This window comes from Robbsia andropogonis, from assembly GCF_034047095.1.
Lineage (GTDB): Bacteria > Pseudomonadota > Gammaproteobacteria > Burkholderiales > Burkholderiaceae > Robbsia > Robbsia andropogonis.
On sequence record NZ_CP139170.1, the window covers coordinates 904,742 to 926,481 of the forward strand.

Here is a 21,740-nt window from a genome sequence, read left to right on the forward strand (position 1 = left end):
TCCCGAGAGCGGCGAAGTGAGGTGGTCCAGGCACTCTATGTCGATGCGGAAAATAACGCGAGCACCGGGGTAGCAAAAGCGATTACTGCCAAGGCACTTTATGGAACCCTCTTGATAATAGAGTTGATAAATTTTAGCGTAATGGCGGCGAAGCCCCATAAGTCTGGTGCCGACTATCTAACATTGGGGAGTGGGACGTTGTCACTTGTGGGGGCATGCCTAAATGTCCCGAACAAATGGCTGGGGGGCTTTGCGAAGACAGCTGCGGCAACCACTCTCGCGAATATGAAGGTGGCGGCGAGTTATTTGAGTGGGCTTAGTGGTTTCATCTCTTTATATGCCGATGCGGATAAAGCGATCAGCAATTGGCGCGACGGCAAGCTGACGGAGTCACTTTTATACGGCGTCAAGGCAGTCAATGATTTTACTTCCGGAACGGCATATGTGTTGACGGCAATGTCATCATCGGCATCTGTCATAGTCAGGTCGGTTCAAGGCGGAACGAACGGTGCTGCGAAAGTACGCTTTTTAGGACGACTCGCTCTCGGGAATTTGGCGAATGCAGAGCGAGCGACGCAGCTTGCGGCAGGAGCTGGTAAAGACGCCGCTGCAAGTGCCGCGCGCAAAGTTGCGGCCACCGCGCTTTCAGAAGCTGCGGGCGAAGTAGTTACCGAGCAACTTGCCTCAAGGGCGGCATTAATGATGATGGGACGCCTTTTAGTCATAGCCTCAGGTTGGGAAATCGCTGTCCTAATTCTTATTGTTCAAGTTGGCCTGAATTATTTCCTCCCGAATGATTTGCAAAATTGGATTAGCCGATGTGTTTTCGGTAAGGCCCCATGGGGCGAATGGGACATCGAGAAACAACGATTGGAATTTCACAAAGCTATGACCTCACAGGGTTTCGAGAATGACACAAAAAATTGAAGGGCCGCAAGGTACAACCGTGCTCAAGGGCCGTATAAGTAAGTTGCATGTCCGGATCGAGTCACGCGAGGCTCTTTTTACTGCGGATGACAAACAAGCTTTGCAAGGTACCGCAGTAGCGGCAGCGGCGATGGGATTAGGTGGGATTGCGATCGGTTTGAGCGCATCGGACGATTTCACTGCCGACGACGGGGAATTAATGACATTTGATTTGGAGGATGAGCGCGTAGAGGCTTGGGTATGGCATAGCGAATTTAAAGACGGTGATGAAGTCGAAGTCGTTGCAGAGAAAATAAACGGTCGATGGATAGGTTTTGCGATTAGGCGAGTCGCTGATGGCTTAATTGCGGTATATCCGCATTGTGAGCGAGGCAGTGCTGCGTTCTATGTATATGCTTTAAAGTTTGTTGGAGCGCTTTATGGATCCGGGTTTGTCGTTGTATATATTGTTGGGATGTTAATAAATTATTTCAAGTACAACAATGAATGGCTTTCGATAAATATTATGATGGGATGGTTGCTTCTCATCACTTTGGCGATGGCTGTATTTATTACGTGGCGAGTCGGGTCAAGGTTCTCAAAAGCTAGGAAATTAGCAGATCGAATTTTCTCAGCCTACGGTTGGAAGAGACCCTCGTTCATAAATCTGCCAAGAGAATCGAATCGTGATCGACGAGCCGGTGATACATTGTATATGGGAATTTCTATCTTTCGATATAATCCAAAATAAATTACAGATTTATAATTTTAAAAGCGATTGTTGAAGAGATTTTTTGTATTTTATTTCTCAAATTTCGCGATTTAGAAATATTGCTGTAGTATTTCCAAGTTTTTCGCTGTTAATTTGATTATCTGGGGTTAAGTCCTTGCGATTGCCGTGTTTATATACGGTACATGCTGCGAAGGGCTCTGGCACCGATACGCAAGAAGACGGGCGCGCGCGCGTGCTTGATGGCGATCTTGTTCTGTGCCCATGCTAGAAAAACCTTGTAAAAGCCAGTGTTGAGTACCGGGGTAGCAAAAAGCGATTACTGCCAAGGCACTTTATGGAACCCTTTTGATAATAGAGGTGATAAATTTTAGCGTAATGGCGGCGAAGACCCATAAGTCTGGCGTCGACGTATCTAACGTTGGGGAGTGCGACGTTGTCACTCGTGGGGGCATGCCTAAAGGTCCCCAACAAATGGCTCGGCGGCTTCGCGGAGACAGCTGCGGCAACCACTCTTGCGAATATGAAGGTGGCAGCGAGTTATTTGAGTGGGCTTAGTGGTTTCATCTCTTTATATGCCGATGCGGATAAAGCGATCAGCAATTGGCGCGCGGGCAAGCTGACGGAGTCACTTTAATACGGCGTCAAGGCAGTCAATGATTTTACTTCCGGAACGGCATATGTGTTGACGGCAATGTCATCGTTGGCATCTGTCATAGTCAGATCGGTTCAAGGCGGAACGAACGGTGCTGCGAAAGTACGCTTTTTAGGACGACTCGCTCTCGGGAATTTGGCGAATGCAGAGCGAGCGACGCAGCTTGCGCCTCCGTAAACTTGCTCGTCTTCATGGCATCTCTTCCCGGTTCGGACCAGTCAAATAATGCCGGATTCTCTAGTTTTCAACGAGACTATTTTCTGGGGTAGGGTCATCAGCGTTCATCTGATTGTTGGGCTCAATACTCTAACCGATTCGCGCCGCCTATTTGCACCAGAGCCGTCTCCCGCACGTTTGCGTTCTCAGGCGGATGAGCGCCGGCTCAGGCGGAAAACCATGACGAAGGCGATGAACATCAGGAAGCCGCCGGTGATGAGGCTGGTGCCGATGGCACCTTGATAGGCGTGCGCCAGCATGTGCTGTTGCGCGACGGGCAAGGCACGCATGGCGCTGATGCCATGCTCCAGCAACGTCGTGACATCCACGTCCAGATGCAAAGACGCCAGGCGCTGATGCAGGGCGAATGCCATGACGCCGCCGGACAGCGCCGTGCCCAGCGAGCCGCCAAGCGACCGTACGAAGGACATGGAGGCGGTGGCCGCGCCCAAGGACGTGGGGGGTACGGCGTTTTGCACGACAACGGTGGCGTTCGGCATGCCGATCCCCATGCCCATGCCGAGCAGTGCCATCACCGCGAGAAACGCCCATACGGGCGCGCCGAAATGCGCACACGTGGCAAGCAGTGCCAGACCGAGGAATTCGAGGAACACGCCTAGCGCCAGCAGTTGGGTGAAGCGCTTCGTTCGCGACGAAATCCGGCCACCCACCACTGAGCTGATCATCATCGCGATCACCTGTGGCAGCATCATCATCCCGGATTCGGCGGGCGTCTGGCCCAACACCAACTGGTAGTACAGCGGCATGAACACGAGTGAGCCCATCATCGCGAATGCCATGCAACCGGAGGCGGCAACGCTGATCGCGTAGGGGGGCAATCGGAACAGGGTCAGATCGAGAATCGGCTCCGCCGCCCGATGTTCCACCACCAGTAACAGGCCGAACGCCAATACGGCCAGCAGGCCGAGCCCGATTCGCGACAGCAGCGCGTCCATCGCGGCATTGGCGTGAGCACTCGCCACCTCGGTTGCCGCACCACCGCTGTTGAGCAGCAGCAGGAGCGCCGCGGTCCCGATGCTCAGCAACGCGGCTCCGGCGTAATCGATTCGATGGCGGCCGCCACGTAACCCTTTTGGTAGCGCGGACATCACCAGCGCCAGGGACACCACGCCAATGGGCACGTTGATCAGGAAAACCCAACGCCACGACGCGTGGGACGTGATTATCCCCCCAAGCAACGGCCCCGCGACACTACTGACCGCAAACGCCCCGGTAAACAGGCCCTGGTAACGTCCGCGTTCCGTCGGTGTGACGATGCTGCCGATAACCGTTTGCGACAGCGTCATCAGCCCGCCGGCCCCCAGTCCTTGCAGGCCACGAAACAGGATCAATTGCATCATCGTCTGCGCGGAGCCGCAGAGCCCCGATGCCACCAGGAACAGGACGATGCTGATGGCGAAGAGGGGGCGTCGCCCGTACATGTCGGACAACTTGCCGTAAAGTGGTGCGCTGATCGTCGAGGTCAACATGAAGGCCGTCACGACCCACGTCATATGCACCAGTCCGCCGAGGTCGCTCGCGATGACCGGTAATGCCGTGGAGACAATGCTCTGATCCAGCGCGGCCAGAACCATTGCCAGCATCAGCCCCGCGAAAATGACCTTGCGCCGACTCGGCGCCACCAGCACGATATCAGCAGTGCGATCGGCATCGGCATGCTCCCTAGTCTGCGGGTCCGACGCGCCGGCCGTCTTTCCGGCGGCGTTGTCGGGTGAGGGGTAAGGGGATGGCGGTGTAGGGGAATCCGGCAAAACAGAGCTCCAGGGAAAATGGGGCGACGATGTCGACCGATGGTATCCGTTTCCGGGATGGAAAGTCTTTGTAAGGATTCTGTGCATCAAGGGCCAGGAGGATCATCGCGGTATGATGTCCTCGCGTGGCGCTTGTCTGTCTTGCTCGAAGACACGGCGCCGTCATCGCTCAACCCACCAATACACACGAAAAATACGATGAACGAGGCCAGTCACCAGTTATCGATGACGGTGTTGATGACGCCGGACATGGCGAATTTTTCCGGCAACGTCCATGGCGGCGCGGTCCTGAAGTTGCTGGACGGCGTTGCCTATGCTTGCGCGAGTCGCTATGCGGGGCGATATGTCGTGACGTTGTCCGTCGATCAGGTCGTATTTCGTCAGCCCATTCACGTGGGAGAACTCGTCCATTTTCTCGCGGCGGTCAATTACACCGGACGCAGCTCGATGGAAATCGGGATCAAGGTCGTCACGGAAAATATCCGAAGCCAGGTCGTCCGCCATACCAACAGCTGCTATTTCACGATGGTGGCCGTCGACGACGAGGGCCGCTCGGTCGAAGTGCCGCAATTGCAGCCGTCGACCGTTGAGGAGCAGGAACGGTTCCGCAAGGCGCAACTGCGGCGACAGCTGCGCAAGGAGATGGAGGATCGCTATCAGTCGATCCGTGCGTCCGGCTTCGATGTCGCGGGAGGCGCGAAAGGCGACTAGGCGATCCACGTCCGCTTCCAACGGGGTTTCTCCGCCGGTTGCTACAGAGCCGCCGCCGGCGCGTTGCTCGACTGGTTGCCGATGCGCGCCCTGACCCTGAAGATGATGGCCGCGCATCCCGCCAGCGTGATCGTGAAAATGGCCGTGGCGGCGGATATGCCGAGCCAGTCCGACAACACGCCGAAGGCGAGGATCGGCATCGTGCAGCCAACGTAGCCGATCACGTAGAACAGGGACACCACTGCCGCGCGGGCATGTTCCGGCGCCGCATGATTGACGAGGGTAGCCGCGCCGACGAACGCGGCCCCATATCCCACGCCAAGCAGCACCATCGAGGCCGCGAACAGCATCGGCAGCTTCAGCCAGGCGGCGGTGGCGCACAAGGCCAGCATCACCGCGACAACCACGACACCGCCGATGATGGCGCCATGCGGCGGCATTTTTCGTGCGACGAGCTGCGTGCTGCCGGTCACCAGTTGGAACAGGCTCAGCAGCAGTGCGATCGATGCCGGATCATGGATCTGCATCAGCGTGTCCGCAAGGGACGGGGTCAACGTCATGACGAACGTGCCCGCGCACCACACCAGACCCAACGCGGCCGAGGCGATCAGGAACGGGGCACTGGACATCGCCTGCCATTTCGCCGGGGCCGCCGCCGTCGCGGTCTTGCCGGCGTCCCGCGTATCATGGGCGCCCGTGGCAGCATCGGGCGCCGAGGGCGGCGTATTCGCTCCCGCTGACACCGCAGCCGCGGCGGCTGCGGCGGTTGCCACCGGGACCGTTGCGCCATGTTGCAGCGCCGCCTCGAAGGCGTCGGCGACGATGTCCACGCCCGTCCCGGACGCGAGCGGCGCGAACGCCGACGGAATCGATGCGTCGGTTGCCGAGGCCGGGGGCAGCACTACCAGAGTGTCTGTTTCCTGCACGTCGGGCGCGAGGTCGAGCACCGTTTCCCGAACGGGCCAGTACACGCGGGTCAACGCCACCACCGTCGCCAGCCCGGCGGACGCAATCAGCAGGAAGGACAGCCGCGTGGGGATCACATCGATCCACAGCGCGCCCGCATCCAGCAGCGGACCCAATGCGCAGCCGAATGTAATGGCGCTGGTGCCGAACAGGGCAGCACGCTTGCGCAATTCGACGGGCGCCAGTTCGACGATCGCGGCGCTGGCCGAACCGGTCAATGCCCCCACGCCGAGGCCTGAAATAATCCGGCCTCCCACCAGCCACCCGATCGACTGCGCGAACGCCATCGATACGGCGCCAATGCATACGCAGACCAACGCCGGAATCAGGATGACACGCCGGTCGGGCAGACGGTCGGACAGACGGCCCGTGGTCAGCAATGTCACCAGCACGCCCGCCGAATGCACCGCATAGATCACGGTTAGCATGGTACTGTCAAAGCCCATCCGCACCTGTAACTGGTGGTACAGCGGGGACGGCGCCGTGCTGTTGGCCGAGGCGATGACCAAGGCAAGCACGGCGAGCAAGAGGGCCCTCAGGGAGGCGTCGGGAGAGGGCGAACGCGAAGACGAATCCACTTGAAAACCGCGTCGGTCGCGGAAAAAGAAAGGGTGGCAGGGCCGGGACGTGGCAACGAGGTCGGTTTTCGTGCGAACGCAGCGATGTCTTCGGACATGGATACCGCGCGGAAACCGGCCGGCGGGGACGTAGCTAGTGTAGTTTGATGCGGGGCGTCGACGATTTGCGCAGCCGCTGCGCAATGGCGTCGAGCAAGGCGTGCATCGGGCCGGTCAAGGCCATGAGGTGCTTACGATACAAGGACACGTACATCAAGCGGGCCAGCAAGCCTTCGATAAACAGGCTCTTGCCGCTGACCCCGCCCATCAAACTGCCCACCGCGGTCCAATGGCCCAGCGAAATCAACGAGCCGAGATCACGATACACGTACTGCGGCAGTGCCTCACCGCGCATGTGCATGGGTAGCGCCTTGGCAAGGAACGCCGCCTGCTGGCTGGCCGCTTGCGCGCGCGGCGGCACCAGGCGGCCAGTGGCGGGCCAGGGGCAGGCGGCGCAGTCACCGAACGCAAAGATGTTCGGGTCGTCCTTCGATTGCAGCGTCTGATGAACGTCGATCTGGTTCGAGCGCGTAACGCTCAGCCCCGCCAAGGTGCCAAGCACCGCGGGGCCCTTGATGCCGGCAGCCCACACAGTCAGATCGGTCGGGATGTACTGGCCACCCTTGGTCTGCACGACGTTTTCCTCGACCTTCGCCACGACGTCGCCCGTCAGGATCGACACGCCCAGCTCGCTGAGTTGCTGCGCGGTCGCCGTGGCCACGCGTTCTGAAAGCGCCGGCAGGATGCGCGCATTGCCTTCGATCAGCGTGATGGTCACGTCCTGCCACGGGTCCAGCTTATGTACACCGAAATCGCGCAGTTCGCTGGCCGTCGTGCGCAGTTCGGCCGCCAGTTCGACGCCGGTTGCGCCGCCGCCGATGATCGCCACGCGGACCAGCGGGCGCGCGTTGTGCTGGGCCTTGGCCGGCGCACGCACCAGTGCGCTGATCAGCAGACGCCGGAAACGCTCCGCCTGCGCCACGGTGTCGAGTGCGAGCGCGTGCTGTTCGGCACCTTCCACATTGAAAAAGTTCGTCGTGCTGCCAATTGCCAACACCAGCGTGTCATAGGGCAGCGTACGTTCCGGCAACAGCGCCACGTCCTCGCCGCTGTCGCTGAACACCAGCGGCGCCAGCGTGATCGTCCTTGCTTCCCGGTCCAGCGCAACGAACTCGCCTTGCTCGAACTGGAAGTGATTCCAATGCGCCTGTGCCGCGTACTGTACCTGATGAATGTACGGATCCATGCTGCCGGCCGCAACCTCGTGCAGCATCGGCTTCCAGATGTGCGTGGCGTTGCGGTCGACCAGCGTGATGTGGGCCGTACCTGGCTTGCCCAGCTTTCGGCCGAGTTGCGTGGCCAGTTCGAGACCCCCGGCACCGCCGCCGACAATCAGGATCCGATGGCTGGTTTGCGTCTGCATCTTGGGTTGCACCTTGCTGAAGATCACGCCGCGCGGGGTGCGTCGACGTTAGGTCGGGACAAAAACATTATTGTAGCGACTGCCTGCCGCCGCTGTCGGTCCCGGCGCGTGTATCGCATCGCGTTTTACGACGATCGTGGTGCCTTCGGTCCCAGGGCGGACGCTTTGCCGCGCTTGCGCGATGATCGTTGCTATTGTTCATCCGACGCCTTCGGGGCGGTCTTTTCGGGGGAAGGCGGAGCGGGTTGTGCCGCCGGGGCGGATGGCGCGGCCGATGACCCCGCCGATGGCGTCTCGCCCGCGTTGTCCGGATGCATGGTTTCGGGCGGATGCGCCTCTGTGGTCACTGTTGACGTGGAGAGCACCACTGCGATGGGCTTTGCGTGCAGGGTGATGTGCAGCAGCTTGCGCGTCATCAGCACGGCGATGAACGCGGCGCCTGCCGTCAGCAACATGCCCATATGAACGGAACCCACCAGCACGTCGCGGCTGGTCGCGATCAGGGCACGGCCCGCGACACCGATTTCTCGCAGCGCATCGAGGACCTGTTGCTGCGCGGCCGGATCGACCAATAACTGCGGATCGCGAAACCGCTGGGCAAGGGCTTCCGGCAGCGGCGTGTCGAGCGTGGCAGCCAGTCGCCGGCCCACGCCATTTTCGTAGCTATGCGTGACCATCACCCCAATCAGCGTAGTGCCCATCATGCCGCCAATCATCCGGGACGACTGCATCAGCGCGGTGGCAATGCCGAAACGGGCCTTGCCGGCGATATTTTGCGAAAAAATATTGAGATTGTTCAGCGTGAAACCGAGGCCCAGTCCGGCGAACATGACGGACAGCACCAGGAACCAGTGAGGCGTGTAGGACTGCGTGGCCATCACGCCCATCGCCGACGCCAGCATCAATGAAAAGCCGATCGTCAACGTGAGGGCCGGCCGACGCAACCGTATGACGATCGACGTATTGACGACGCTGCCCACCGCGATAAACGCGGCTTGCGGTGTTGCCAGCAGGCCCGCCAGTTGCGGCGACAGGCCGAAACCCCCTTGCAGCAGCAGCGGCGTGAAGAACAGCAACGAGAACATCACGAAGCCGGCCAGTACGGACATGATGAACAGCCGCACCAGTTCTGCGTTGCGAAACAAGTCCAGCGGGATGATGGGATGCGACGCCCGCTTCTCGCACCATAGCAGTCCGGCGATACTGCAGATGACAATGCCCAGCAGCCAAAGGTTGTAGGTCGTCAAACCTTCCCGAGGGATGGCCTCCACGGACATTTGCAGCGCCCCCAGCGCGACGGTGATCAGCACCGCGCCGCCGATATCCAGCTTGACTTGTCCGGTATGCACGTGCCGCACCCTCGGGAGGAAGCGCATGATGCAGAACAGGCTTGCGGCGCCCACGGGCAAATTGATCAGGAACGTCGATCGCCAGCCATATTGTTCGGTCAGAAACCCACCCAACGACGGGCCGGCCGCCGTACCGATGCCGTACGCGGCGGCCATCACGACCTGCCACCGCACGCGGGCACGCGCATCGGGAAACAGATCGGGGATCGACGCGAATGCCGTGGCCACCATCATGCCGCCGCCAATCCCCTGCAGGGCGCGCGCCAGTACCAGGAACAGCATGTTCGTCGCCAGACCGCACAGGATGGAAGCGACGGTGAAGACAATCACCGCCGCGACGACAAACGGCTTGCGACCGAAGAAATCACCGATACGCCCAAAGATCGGCACCGTCGCGATCGATGCCAGCAAGTAGGCATTGGCGATCCAGGCGTAATACTCGAAGCCTTTCAGCTCGGAGATGATGGATGGCAAAGCGGTACTGACGACAGTCTGATCGAGCGCAACCAGCATGTTGACGAGAGCGATACCGATCATCGCGAACAACGCTTGCTGGAAACGCAGCGCGGAAGGCGTTGCGGACTGAGACATGGGTGGGACCGGGCAGGCTGGTGAAAAAGATGAGAGAGGCGCGTGGGGCATACAGCGGGGCTGCAAGCGCAATGCCACGCTGCCAGTGGCAACTCGGCGGTCCGCGCGGGTCGCGCGATACTTAGCGCAGCGTGACTTCGATCGGTGCGGTATCGGTGAAATCCGGCATGGCTGCGAGCCGCATCTCAAGGCGCTCTACCCACTGCCGCGCTTCGTCGCGTGTGACATCGATCCAATACGGATCGCCGGCCATGTCATTAAGACGATGCTGGGGAAATTGGATGATCAAGGAAGGCGTGGGCTGTGCGGGCATGGTCAAGGTGTCGGCAGGGGAGCGGCTTGAGCGCGGGGCCGAAGCCGTCGCGCGTTCAAACCTGTATTGTGCCCCTATCCCGGACGGCGCGCCTGTCCGAATCGCGCCATCGATGCGATCCGCGCCACAAAACTGTTCTCGCGGCGACGCGACGGGGTTTCCGCGGTCGCCGCTTTTTTGCCGGTGTTAGAACGTATAGCCCACGGACACGAAGGTCACAAGCGGGTTCACGCGCAATCGGGTCTTGCTGGTCACCGTGCCCACTGCTGACTGCGTCGTCAGCGTGGCGTCCGTGTTCAGCCACATGTAGGAGACCGATGCACCGATGGACCAATGCTTGTCGAACTTATATGACGCACCGGCATTGATCACGGGTGCGAATGAGCTGCTCAGGTCCGCACTGGTCTTCCCGACCAGCAAGGGACTCTGCGCGGCAAGGAATGCACCGTTGGCCATCTGGCCCGACAATTTGACGTTCGAGTACCAGACGTATGACACACCCGCACCCAGGTAGGGACGGAATTTCGCCTCGGGCTTGAAGAAGTTGTATTTCACAAGCAAGGTCGGGCTCCACTCGTTCGCCGTGCCCAGTTCTCCTAGCGAAGACAATCTGCCCTGACCATTCAGCTTCATTTTCGGCGGATAACCGAACACGCCTTCGACCGAAATGTGATCGGTGACGAAATAGTTCAGCGTGAGGCCGGCCGTGTTCGCATTGCTGACACTCGCGCCGGTATTGGCGACCGTCGTGGACGTGCCCCGCGCGCTGACCGTCAACGGCTTGCTTGAATCCTGAGGCGCCAGATGAAACCAACCGGCATTGACCGTAAAGCTGCCGGCGGATTGCGCCATTGCCGCGGTGCTGATACCGCATGCACAGGCGGTGAGCGCGGTGAACGCGCACGCTTGGCGGATTGTCATTGCTGTCTCCTTGTACCTTGAGCCTCAGGCGGGGGTGCCCGTTTATTAGATGTGGCTGCAAGTGATAATACGACGAACGATCGTGCTTTTTCGATTCGGTATTATCCCTGATGAGTCAAATAGGTAACACTCGACAGGTCAAGGTTTCGGGAGGATGGCGGAAAAAATCGGCGCTGTTAGCGGGAAGTAAAAAAATAAGCGTCCGAAGACGCTCGTTGGTTATGCCGCGCGACGGATCAATCCCGCGCCAGACCCTGATTCTCGGCACAACCCAGGTGCAGGTTCATGCATTGGATGGCGGCGCCGGCGGCCCCCTTGCCGAGGTTATCGAGCCGCGCAATCGTGACGATGCGGTCTTCATCGCCGAAGGTGAACAGATCGACGCGGTTGGTGTCGTTGCACGCTTGCACGTCGAAGAAGCCGCCATCGAGATTATCGGCCGCGCCGATCGGACGGACGTTGATGAAGTGTTCGTCGGCGTAATGCGCGCGCATGCAGGCGTGGATATCGGCCACGTCGGCTTTTCGGGCGAACTGGCGCGGATGCCAATAAGTCGTGACCGCCAGACCCTTGAGGAAGTTGCCGACGATCGGCGTGAAGATCGGCGCCGCGTCCAGCCCACCATGCGCCTTCATTTCCGGCAAGTGCTTGTGTTTCAATTCCAACGCGTACGGACGCGGACCTTCCAATGCGGGGGAGAGCGGAATCGACTGGTAATCAGCGATCATCTTCTTGCCACCGCCGCTATAGCCGGTCAACGAATAGGCGGACACCGGATAGGATGCCGGCACGATCCCCGCCTTGACCAGCGGATGCACGCTCAGGACGAAGGCGGACGCATGGCACCCTGGCACTGCGATGCGCTTTTTCCCGCGGATGGCGTCACGGTAGGCAGCGCCCAGTTCCGGCAGGCCGTATGCCCAGTTCGGATCGGTACGAAATGCGGTACTGGCATCGATGATGCACGTATGCGGATTCGTCACCAATTCGACCGACTGCCGCGACGCGACGTCGGGCAGGCACAGGAAGGTGACATCGGATGCGTCGATCAACGTACGACGTGCTTCCGGGTCTTTGCGTCGGTCTTCATCGATACGGAGGATCTCGATATCGGCGCGCGCGCTCAGGTATTCGAAAATCCGCAGGCCGGTCGTGCCTTCCTGCCCGTCGACAAACACTTTGAAGCTCATTGCGCTTCCTCTATCACGTCATGGGAACGCCACACACGGCGCATCGGCGCGCATCGCTCGTCGCAACGCGCACCCTTGTATTTTAAAGCCAACCGTGAGGCATTTGTCCGGTTTTCTGCAAAAGCCGCCAACGACGGCAGGACATTGTCGTGACGGGCCGTGCCGCCTGAAAGCCACGGCCAGACTACATCGCGCGGCTTCCTTCAGGGTTCCGAGAAGACCGGCGGCACGGCGCGCACTTCGATACTGGCTTGCGCAATCGCGTCATTCGCGATTTCATGCTCGAAGAACGGCGCCGGCAAGCCTTGTGCAACATGACCAATCGGCCCTTTCATGGCGTAGACGGTCAATATGTATCGGTGCGTTTCGGCGTACGGCGCGGTGGCCCAAAGGGGGTGGTCGACTGGCTTTTGCGGGAGTTCGCCGCTGGGGCGGTTCGTCATGCAGGGGCCGGTGTATCCCCCTTCGCTTGCGTCGTTGCGCGCTTGTACCGCCCCGAGCGCGGCGAGGGCACCAGACGCCGCCGCATTGGCGGGCAGTTGACTGATGCTGGCGGGGATACCCGCGACGGCCCAAAACCACCAGCCATGCCCAGGGGAATCGCGATCGAAGAACGTAATGGCGAAGGAGGTCGTGCCCTCGGGGGCATCGCGCCATTGCACGGCGGGTGATCGGTTCTTCCCTCCGCAGTCGAGACCGATCTGCGCTACGTCCAGCGGCATGCCCGGTACAAAATCCGGACTGCTGATGGAGAAAGGCGGTGCGGCGTAGGCGGATGGCAGCGTCATGCGGCAGACCAAAACCGCGCCCACGATCAATCGGACAAGTCGACGCCGAAGAGGGGATACCTCGAACCGCCTCGCACCCGTGCCGGTCCGGCGCGAAAAGGGGATGCCAACGAGGCCATCGAGGATGGCGGCGTCCCACGCTTGCGGGGCCGGCGCGTCGATCCAATCGACGCCTGAACGGAGAGCAAGCGGCCTCATGAGATATGCATGCGATTGAGCTGACAACGATAATCGAGTCTATCACGCCCCAGGCCCGATCGGTCGGTATCCCTCGGGCAGGGACCGGTGCCGTCGGACATGCCACGGCGTTGCGTCATCGATGTCATTCAAGCGTGTGTTGCACCGTGTGTAATGCGATAGGAGAGAGCAACGATGAGTGGAAGGGAGGACGCAGGCGCGTGCGCCATCCGGGTGATGCTGGCGGACGATCACCATGTCACGCTATGTGGCATGGCGATGATATTGGACGTGCCATTCGCGTTGGAGTGGCTGTATCGATCCGAGGCGCAGGGGCGTACGCCCACCGGCCAGGTCGCCAACGGGACGCGCTCGTGCGCGACACAGGGTGTCAAGGAGCGCGCAAAGCCGCGCGATGCCAGCGCGGCGCGCGGGATCGTGCCCAATGCGATCGACGCGCCGAATGGCATGTCCGACCGCATCGTGGTCGACGTCAACCGGGGGGGAATGGCTGCAGATGGGCCGCCGTCGCCGCCCGTTTCGTCATTGCAGCAGTGCGTGTCCGCGTCACCGGCGCTGGCATCATCAGCGGGGCCGTTGGCGCCCGCCGCCTGGCATCCCGCGACGAACGGTTTCACGTCAATGCCCTCAGCGCGCGCGCCACGGCGATCCGCATTGCCGCGGGTCGATCATGGCGATATCGATGACGATGAGGATGCTGGCGAGGTGCGTGCGTTATTCGCCGTGCGTGGCGGCTTTGAAGCGATCGCGGCGTATCGGGGATACACACAAGCGTGCATGCGTGACGGCCTCAAGACTGCCGCGCGGACAGGCGCGCGCGGCGCCGTCAAATACGCTTCACCCCGTCGCGACCGGCCGCCGTTCGACGTCGTGGTGACCGGCGCCTACTCGCGGTCGGTCGATCTGTTCGACGCCTTGGCCGGTACGCCGTGCGATGTACTGATCTGCGATCTTGCCATGGGGGAGGGGCCTCATGGCGATGGACTGACGATGATCGGTTATCTACGTCGGCATTATCCGCGCATCAAGTTGATCGTCCATACGATGTGCCTGCATGCTTGTGTGTTACGCAACCTGCAGTTGCTCAACGTGCAAGGCATCCTCAGCAAGATGGACGATCTCGCCCTGGTGCCCACGGCGATTCAAATGGTGCAGAAAGGCGGGACATTCCGCGGGCCGTCTATAACGGCGGCGTTGGTGCAGGCGGGCTATCCGGAGAGCGAGACGACGCGACCGGCGATCTGGAGCCCACGGGAAGCCGAGGTGATTCGTCGTTTCGTTAATGGCGATCCGGTAAAGCACATCGCGCAGGCCTTGAACCGCAGTGTCAAGACGGTCAGTACGCAGAAGATGAGCGCGATGCACAAGGCCGGTATCAGCAGCAATGCCGAGTTATATCAATACGCTGCCGCGAACGGTCTGCTGTCGATACCCGGTGTCGCTTCCACTGCGTGGCAGTGGCATGACGGTGGCGTCGACGATTGACCTTATCGTGCATCGGCAGTCCGTCACATCGGCCTGCGGACAATGACGTTGAAAGCACAACGCGCGCATCGGGCGCAACCGGAATTGCGCGCGCCCGCTGTCGCTATCAACAGCCTGTCAGGCAGATACGCCGTTTGAGCCGCCGTTGCGCGCTGACCAGCCTGCCGGGTCTTTCAGGAAGGCTTCCACTTCATCCAGCGTGTTCTGGTCGAAGTACGATTGCTTGCGCGCCACGGCGAGCACATCGTGCCAGGTCGCCAACGCGTGCAACTGCACCCCGATATCGGCCAGCGCCGTCTTGCTCTGTTCGAAGATACCGTAGTGGAATAGCACGAAAGTGTGCTTTACCTCGGCGCCCGCGGTGCGCAGGGCTTCGCAGAAATTGATCTTGCTCTTGCCATCGGTCGTCAGGTCCTCGACCAGCAGCACACGCGATCCTTCTTTCAGGTATCCCTCGATCTGTGCATTACGACCGAAGCCTTTCGGCTTCTTGCGCACGTACTGCATCGGCAGGTCGAGCTGATCCGCGATCCATGCGGAGAAGGGGATACCGGCCGTTTCACCGCCGGCAACGGAATCCAGTTGCTCGAACCCGATATCGCTCAGGATGACGTCCTTCGCCATTTGCATCAGTGCACGGCGTGCGCGTGGGAACGAGATCAGCTTGCGGCAGTCGATGTAGACCGGGCTTGCCCAACCGGAGGTCAGCTTGAACGGCGTTTCGGCGTTGAAATGGACCGCCTGGACTTCCAGCAGGATCTTGGCGGTGGTTTCGGCGATTGTTTGGCGGTCGGCGCTATTCATGTCGATGGCGTTCGGTGGAAATCCAATGGGATGCGCGGCGCCCTGGTGCGTACTGACGTCGCTGCGGCAGGCTGCGCACCGGCGCGCCGTGAGGCGGCATCAGTCGCAGACCACATCGGGCGATCGCGTCCCGGTCGGGACGCGCGCCAGGGGCGCGGGCGCGAGATGCGCGCCCGGCAACGGAATTGGGGCCACATTTTACATCAGTTGGACCACGTGCCAGGGCAAATATCGCTTTTTGATCGGCAGGAGCAACATTCCAGCCTCATTGTAACCGGCAATGATCATAAAGGTGCTGAGACCGAAGTCTTGCTGTATTTGTATGCCTTCGCTTTGGTGGTTTGCATATTCGCGGATCAATGGGCGGCCAAACAAGTCGACATCGACACTACGGAGACTATTTACCGGAGTGACATGATGATTGCTTTTCCCTCCCGATTCGTTGCAACCTTGCCCGTGTATCGCGGTATGCCTGACCCCGGGACGCATACGATGTTTGTCCACCTTGCCCGTGCAAGTGTAGCCGCCCACGACGATGCGGGAGCCGTCGGCAAGGGGACCGGTAAAAGATTGGCCTCTGCCGTCATTGTGCTTGCCTTATCATGCGCGGCACTCAGCGGCCGCGAAGCGCGAGCCGATCTTGTGGACCCCGGTGGCACGGTGACCGTGGTCTCGCCCTACGGCTTGAAGACCAAGATGGATTCCCGGTGGCGCGGGTCGATAAATGGTGGTTTCACCGGGGTCAATGGCGACGTACGCTCTTTCGCCGTCAATCTCGATGCGGATGCGCAGCGTTCAACCGGCATCGACACGATTACTTTAACCGGCATGGCGGTAAGGGGCCTGACACGTACCGCGAATGGTGTGTCCGCGCAGACCGCGAATTATCAACGCGGCCTGCTGCAGTACGATCGAAACATTAGCGATCGGGTGTACGGCCTCGGATATGTCGAACTCGAACGCGCACCATTACGCGGACTGTCGATGCGGACGACTTTCGGTGTTGGCGCGGGCTATCATGTTTTCAAGGATGTAAGCAAAACGTTCGACGTGTTTGGCGGTATCGGCTATACCACGGAGCGCTACGCAGCGTCGGATACCCAGCCCGGTGTTACGATCAAGGCACCGGAATTGATGGTGGGTGAACGCTTTACGTATCAGTTTTCCGAGCGGTCACGATTTGAACAACGCTTTGTTGTTTATCCCAGTGTGGGGCCGTTCGGTCGCGTCCGCACGCAGTTGGAACTGGCATTGAGTACTGCGATATCGGATCGATTGCAGGTAAAAATGTCCTTTCTGAATATCTATCGCAGCCATCCGCGTGCCAATAATAACAAGATGAATTCGATGTTAATGGCCAGCATTGGCTATGTGTTTGGCGGTTGATATGTCGGAGCCCGTCGCGCTGCGGCGGCGCGTCGGCGTGATGAAAGGTCATGAAAGATCCGTTCGTCCATTCGTGTTTCACGAAGAAAAGTGACATGCGGCAAGCGTCGTTCATGTCAAAAGCATTTTGGTTGCTCGCACGCGCGAATTGTTTGTCTGTTCTATGATCAGAGAGCAGCCGGTGCAAATGGCGGGGGCGCGTATGCGGTCGCGCTTTCCGTTTTTGCACTGGAAATCCAGGCTGTAGATGTGTCCGGTTCACGAATCGGGTCTCGCTTCCCTCATCCGCCTCTCTGACAACATGAAATTGAAAAACTTCCCTGTTCTGCCGCTTTTCATGATGTTCGCCAGCGCGCCTGTCTGGGCAGATCCCGTTGCTCTTGAGAGTAGCGCGGCCGTCAAGACAGACGGGCAATGGCGAGGATCGTTCAACGCGGGGCTGAGCGCCGCGTCGGGTGACACCAGTTCCATGGCCGTCAACGCCGCGGCCAACGCACAGTGGGCCAATACGACCGACAAGTTCGTGGGATCCTTGACTGGCCTCTACGGCTGGACGAAAGACAGCGACGGTACAAAGTCCACATCAAATAATTTGATCAAGTTCGATGCCGAATACGATCACGACCTGACGCCGAAGGTATATGCGCTAGGCGTGTTTCAGGCGCAACGTAATGAATTGCAGGATTTGAACTTTCAGTCTTCAGTAGGCGGCGGTTTTGGTTATCACGTCGTGAAGACGAATCCCACCGTGTTCGATGTCTATAGTGGTGTGTCGTACAACTATGAGCAGTACCACAGCAGTTCACGCAATTACCCTGAACTATTGATGGGTGAGAACTGGGTGCAGAAAATCGGCCCCAATACGACGTTCAACGAGCGCATCGCGGTGTATCCCAACCTTGGCTACATCGGCAACGTTCGTACGCAGCTCGACGCTGGCCTGACTACCCAAATCACCGATCACTTGAACTGGAAGATCACGGTTTCAAACAGCTATCAAAATCATCCAGTCTCAGGCGTCAAGAAAACAAATACGATTGTGATGACGTCCATCGGATACAACTTCGGTCCGAAATAAAGCGTATTGCATCGCAGCATCATGACACCGCTTTATTGCGTCGCAACATCCTGCCAGGAAGGCATTTCCGCGCTGGTTGCGTGCTTTGTCGCATGATGCAAGGCAGTTTGCATGTGACGTTCTGTCGCGCCCTGAGCGTGTAGCGATGCAAGGCCGGGACCATTTGTGCCCTCGTACAGCGTCCCCGGCGAGATCGTCGCGCTCTTTCCTTTTTGCATTGCCGGCAGTTCTCGCGTCGGACCCTTCGTGTCATTTCTTCGTAACGCCCCGCGCCATTTGCACGGATCATGCATGAATGGCACACCTCACGCCTTGCGCCACATAATGTTTCGGCCCTTTAAATAAGAGGTAGAGCGCGAGCAATTGGTTTGCTCCGTTTTGCTTCTCAATATATTCAGGGTGCCCGTCGCACGCTTTCCGCCAAGCGACGCAACTCGTGCCGCCCTCTCTCCATATGTGCCCCGCTGGCGGTTTGTGCTGGCAAAGGTGTACACTGGGCGCCGCTTATACTGGCCTAGCGTGGCCATCGTAAAGATATTATTGCGCGGTGTTATGGATGATCGGCGTGCTGGTATCCGTGACACCGCGTTGTTGCTTTTGATTCAGGTAACCAGGGGAGATGCAGATGGATGAAGAACTGAAAAAGAACGCGCTGGCTTATCACCAGTTTCCGCGTCCTGGGAAAATCTCTGTTACGCCAACGAAGCCATTGTCCAATGGCCTTGATCTATCGTTGGCGTATTCCCCTGGTGTGGCGGCCGCTTGCATGGAGATTCATGCGGACCCGCTGAATGCCAATAAATACACGTCGCGCAGCAACCTGGTGGGTGTGATCAGCAACGGGACCGCGGTACTGGGCCTGGGCAATATTGGCCCGCTTGCGTCAAAGCCGGTGATGGAAGGGAAGGGCTGTCTTTTCAAGAAATTCGCCGATATCGATGTCTTCGATATCGAGTTGGCCGAGACGGACCCCGACAAGCTGGTGGATGCTATAGCGATGCTCGAACCAACGCTAGGCGGCATCAATCTTGAGGACATCAAGGCGCCCGAGTGTTTCTATATCGAAAAGAAGCTGCGCGAGCGAATGAAGATCCCGGTCTTCCACGATGACCAACATGGCACCGCGATCATCGCCGCCGCTGCGATTCTGAACGGATTGAAAGTCGTCGGCAAACAGATCGGCGATGTGCGCCTTGTTTGCTCCGGCGCTGGCGCGGCGGCCATCGCCTGCCTTGACTTGTTAGTGCACCTCGGCGTGAAAAAGTCGAACATCCTGATGGTGGACTCCAAGGGCGTTGTGCATACCGGGCGCGATAATCTCGATCCGTCGAAGGCTGTCTATGCGGTGGAGACGAATGCCCGGACACTTGCCGATGCCACGCGCGGCGCGGATATCTTCCTGGGTTGCTCGGCTGCCGGTTTGTTGAAGCCGGAGATGGTCAAGGACATGGGGACGCAGCCACTGATCCTGGCACTGGCCAACCCTGAACCGGAGATCCGTCCGGAAGCGGCGCGTGCCGTGCGCCCGGACGCAATCATCGCCACGGGTCGGTCGGATTATCCGAACCAGGTCAACAATGTACTGTGCTTCCCGTTTATTTTCCGTGGAGCATTGGATGTCGGCGCCACGTCGATCACCGAGGAGATGAAGCTCGCGGCGGTGCATGCCATCGCCGAACTGGCCCAGGAAGCCGACCAGGGCGACGAAGTAGCAAAGGCGTATGAGGGCCATACGCTCGAATTCGGTCCGGACTACTTGATTCCCAAGCCATTCGACCCTCGTCTGATCATCAAGATCGCGCCGGCGGTGGCACAGGCAGCGATGGATTCCGGCGTGGCAACCTTGCCGCTCGATAGCCTGGACGCCTACCGCGACAAGCTGGCTTCCACGGTCTATCACACGGGCATGGTCATGCGTCCTGTTTTCGTCGCGGCCAAGGCGAACCAGGCGCGCATCGTCTTTGCCGAAGGGGAGGATGAGCGCGTATTGCGGGCCGCGCAATATGTCCTGGCTGAAGGCATTGCGAAACCGATCCTTATTGGTCGTCCTGCCGTTGTCGAAATGCGCTTGAAGAAAATCGGCTCGAAACTGCTGGCCGGTGAGCATTTCGATCTGGTGGATCCTGAAGACGATCCTCGCTTCCACCAGTGCTGGCAGGCATATCATGAGATTGGTGCGCGCGAAGGGGTGACGCCGGAGGTCGCGAAGGCGTCGCTGCGCAAATTCAACAGTCTGATCGCAGCGATTCTCGTGCGCCTTGGCGAAGCCGACGGCATGATCTGCGGCTTGATCGGCGGCTATCACGACCACCTGAAGTACATCGATCAGGTATTGGGTCGTGCCGACGAAGCGAAGAACTTTGCGGCGATGAACCTGCTGATGTTGCCGGGCCGGAACCTGTTCATTTGTGATACCTACGTGAACGAAGTGCCCACCTCCGAGCAACTGGCGGATATGGCGGTCCTGGCTGCCCGGCAGATCGCGCGTTTTGGTATTCAGCCGAAGGTCGCCTTGTTATCGAATTCGAACTTCGGTAGCGTCCCCAGTGCATCGGCAAAGCGGATGGCGAAAGCCCGCGAGCTCATTGCCGCACGGGAACCTGGTCTGCAAGTGGAAGGCGAAATGCATGGCGACGCGGCACTGTCGCAAAGTATCCGCAAGGCGGCGTTCCCGGCGTCGGCGCTGGAGGGCGAAGCCAATCTGCTGCTGATGCCGAATGTCGAGGCGGCCAATATCGCGTACAACCTGCTGAAGATGACCGGCGGGGAAGGCATCACCGTGGGCCCGTTCCTGCTGGGCGCCACGCATCAGGCGCATATCCTCACACCCGCCGCCACGGTCCGTCGCATCATCAATATGACGGCAGTCGCCGCCGCGAATATCGCGCAGGAATAAGTCGATGGAAAACGCCCGCTTTCCGTCGTCCGAGAGATCCGGGGCGGGAAAGCGGACGTTTTTCTTATACGGTGGGCATGTGCGCAGTGGGCGGTCGCACTACGCGGTGCCGGCGACATACCATGTTTTATGCTTGTGCCGACAAGGCTTTGGTGATCAGTTGGTGCAATTCCGCGAAAGAGGGCTCGCCAACGTACCGCTTCAGGATCTTGCCATCGCGGTCCACCAGGAAGGTGGTGGGGGTGAGTTGCACATTGCCGAATTCCTTCGATGCGTCGCCGGTGTTATCGAAAGCGACTTGGAACGGCAGGTTGCGGCTCTTCGTGTAGTTTTCCACATACGATCGATTGTCGTAATTCATCGCCACGGCAACGAACTCCAGGCCATCGTTCTTGAACTGGTTGTAGGTGCTGATCATCTGCGGCATTTCCTGCATGCAGGTTTCGCAGCTGGTTGCCCAGAAATTGACCAGGTACACCTTGCCTTTCAATTCGCCGGTAGAGACTTTCTGACCCGAGAGCAACGTGAACGTGGCATCTGGAACATGTTTTGTCGACGTAAACGCGAACCATCCCGACAACGTGAGCGCTGCGACGATGATGGCGGCGGCAATGCCGTAGATGCCCTTGCGACTCGTGGCCGTGGACGATGTTGGACGCATGACGTCATGCCTCTATGACCGCGCGAAAAAACGCGAATGGGGAACTGCGGCGATAATACACCGGTTTCTTAAATTGTATTGATT

General features: G+C 59.4%; 17 protein-coding genes. 7 read left to right on the forward strand and 10 right to left on the reverse strand.

Annotated elements, in window-relative coordinates:
- Positions 1 to 21 precede the first annotated feature (21 nt).
- Together SJQ66_RS17470 and SJQ66_RS17475 are read left to right on the forward strand one after the other, a co-directional pair.
- Entirely contained in the window at positions 22 to 927 is a 906-nt protein-coding gene (locus SJQ66_RS17470; RefSeq protein WP_320535111.1) for a hypothetical protein, read from the forward strand.
- The gene (locus tag SJQ66_RS17475; protein WP_046151914.1) at positions 911 to 1,657 is read left to right on the forward strand and encodes a putative type VI secretion system effector; all 747 of its coding nucleotides are present in this window, start codon (positions 911 to 913) and stop codon (positions 1,655 to 1,657) included. Before SJQ66_RS17470 ends, SJQ66_RS17475 begins: the two co-directional genes overlap by 17 nt.
- A gap of 996 nt (positions 1,658 to 2,653) precedes the next feature.
- Here the strand turns inward: SJQ66_RS17475 and SJQ66_RS17480 are convergent.
- Positions 2,654 to 4,279: an MDR family MFS transporter gene (locus SJQ66_RS17480; RefSeq protein WP_253463195.1), complete on the reverse strand. Its 1,626-nt coding sequence runs from the start codon at positions 4,277 to 4,279 to the stop codon at positions 2,654 to 2,656.
- Between the two features lie 198 nt (positions 4,280 to 4,477).
- Between SJQ66_RS17480 and SJQ66_RS17485 the strand changes: the two genes are divergently transcribed.
- Complete coding sequence (locus tag SJQ66_RS17485) at positions 4,478 to 4,990, forward strand: acyl-CoA thioesterase (protein ID WP_024902453.1); 513 nt, start codon at positions 4,478 to 4,480, stop codon at positions 4,988 to 4,990.
- Between the two features lie 41 nt (positions 4,991 to 5,031).
- Here the strand turns inward: SJQ66_RS17485 and SJQ66_RS17490 are convergent, their stop codons facing one another.
- From SJQ66_RS17490 to SJQ66_RS17520, 7 genes are all read right to left on the reverse strand, one after another.
- Positions 5,032 to 6,534, reverse strand: coding sequence for an MFS transporter (locus tag SJQ66_RS17490; RefSeq protein WP_157685658.1), 1,503 nt, complete (start codon positions 6,532 to 6,534; stop codon positions 5,032 to 5,034).
- A gap of 133 nt (positions 6,535 to 6,667) precedes the next feature.
- The gene (locus SJQ66_RS17495) at positions 6,668 to 7,996 is read right to left on the reverse strand and encodes an NAD(P)/FAD-dependent oxidoreductase (RefSeq protein WP_024902455.1); all 1,329 of its coding nucleotides are present in this window, start codon (positions 7,994 to 7,996) and stop codon (positions 6,668 to 6,670) included.
- 191 nt (positions 7,997 to 8,187) lie between these two features.
- Positions 8,188 to 9,936 carry an MFS transporter gene (locus SJQ66_RS17500; RefSeq protein WP_320535112.1) on the reverse strand — a complete coding sequence of 583 codons (1,749 nt, stop codon included), beginning with the start codon at positions 9,934 to 9,936 and terminating at the stop codon, positions 8,188 to 8,190.
- A 121-nt stretch (positions 9,937 to 10,057) separates the two neighbouring features.
- A complete protein-coding gene (locus SJQ66_RS17505; RefSeq protein WP_081764812.1) occupies positions 10,058 to 10,249 on the reverse strand; it encodes a hypothetical protein in 192 nt (63 codons plus the stop codon).
- A 186-nt stretch (positions 10,250 to 10,435) separates the two neighbouring features.
- The gene (locus tag SJQ66_RS17510) at positions 10,436 to 11,170 is read right to left on the reverse strand and encodes an OmpW/AlkL family protein (protein WP_024902457.1); all 735 of its coding nucleotides are present in this window, start codon (positions 11,168 to 11,170) and stop codon (positions 10,436 to 10,438) included.
- 236 nt (positions 11,171 to 11,406) lie between these two features.
- On the reverse strand, positions 11,407 to 12,360 hold the full coding sequence (gene argC, locus SJQ66_RS17515; protein ID WP_024902458.1) for an N-acetyl-gamma-glutamyl-phosphate reductase: 954 nt from the start codon (positions 12,358 to 12,360) through the stop codon (positions 11,407 to 11,409).
- 203 nt (positions 12,361 to 12,563) lie between these two features.
- Positions 12,564 to 13,346 (reverse strand): YbhB/YbcL family Raf kinase inhibitor-like protein, encoded by a 783-nt coding sequence (locus tag SJQ66_RS17520; RefSeq protein WP_024902459.1) that lies wholly within the window; start codon positions 13,344 to 13,346, stop codon positions 12,564 to 12,566.
- Between the two features lie 174 nt (positions 13,347 to 13,520).
- Between SJQ66_RS17520 and SJQ66_RS17525 the strand changes: the two genes are divergently transcribed.
- Entirely contained in the window at positions 13,521 to 14,831 is a 1,311-nt protein-coding gene (locus tag SJQ66_RS17525) for a LuxR C-terminal-related transcriptional regulator (protein ID WP_320535113.1), read from the forward strand.
- 117 nt (positions 14,832 to 14,948) lie between these two features.
- Here SJQ66_RS17525 and SJQ66_RS17530 read toward each other — a convergent pair whose 3' ends face one another.
- Complete coding sequence (locus SJQ66_RS17530; RefSeq protein ID WP_024902461.1) at positions 14,949 to 15,635, reverse strand: orotate phosphoribosyltransferase; 687 nt, start codon at positions 15,633 to 15,635, stop codon at positions 14,949 to 14,951.
- A 414-nt stretch (positions 15,636 to 16,049) separates the two neighbouring features.
- On the opposite strand from SJQ66_RS17530, the gene SJQ66_RS17535 reads away from it, so the two are divergent.
- The 3 genes from SJQ66_RS17535 to SJQ66_RS17545 all read left to right on the forward strand — a co-directional run bounded on the left by SJQ66_RS17535 (position 16,050) and on the right by SJQ66_RS17545 (position 20,995).
- On the forward strand, positions 16,050 to 17,021 hold the full coding sequence (locus SJQ66_RS17535; RefSeq protein ID WP_320535114.1) for a DUF481 domain-containing protein: 972 nt from the start codon (positions 16,050 to 16,052) through the stop codon (positions 17,019 to 17,021).
- Positions 17,022 to 17,322: 301 nt separating this feature from the next.
- Entirely contained in the window at positions 17,323 to 18,099 is a 777-nt protein-coding gene (locus tag SJQ66_RS17540; RefSeq protein WP_024902463.1) for a DUF481 domain-containing protein, read from the forward strand.
- A 625-nt stretch (positions 18,100 to 18,724) separates the two neighbouring features.
- Positions 18,725 to 20,995, forward strand: coding sequence for an NADP-dependent malic enzyme (locus tag SJQ66_RS17545; protein ID WP_046152010.1), 2,271 nt, complete (start codon positions 18,725 to 18,727; stop codon positions 20,993 to 20,995).
- A gap of 127 nt (positions 20,996 to 21,122) precedes the next feature.
- Here the strand turns inward: SJQ66_RS17545 and SJQ66_RS17550 are convergent, their stop codons facing one another.
- Positions 21,123 to 21,656 carry a TlpA disulfide reductase family protein gene (locus SJQ66_RS17550; RefSeq protein ID WP_024902466.1) on the reverse strand — a complete coding sequence of 178 codons (534 nt, stop codon included), beginning with the start codon at positions 21,654 to 21,656 and terminating at the stop codon, positions 21,123 to 21,125.
- Positions 21,657 to 21,740 lie beyond the last annotated feature (84 nt).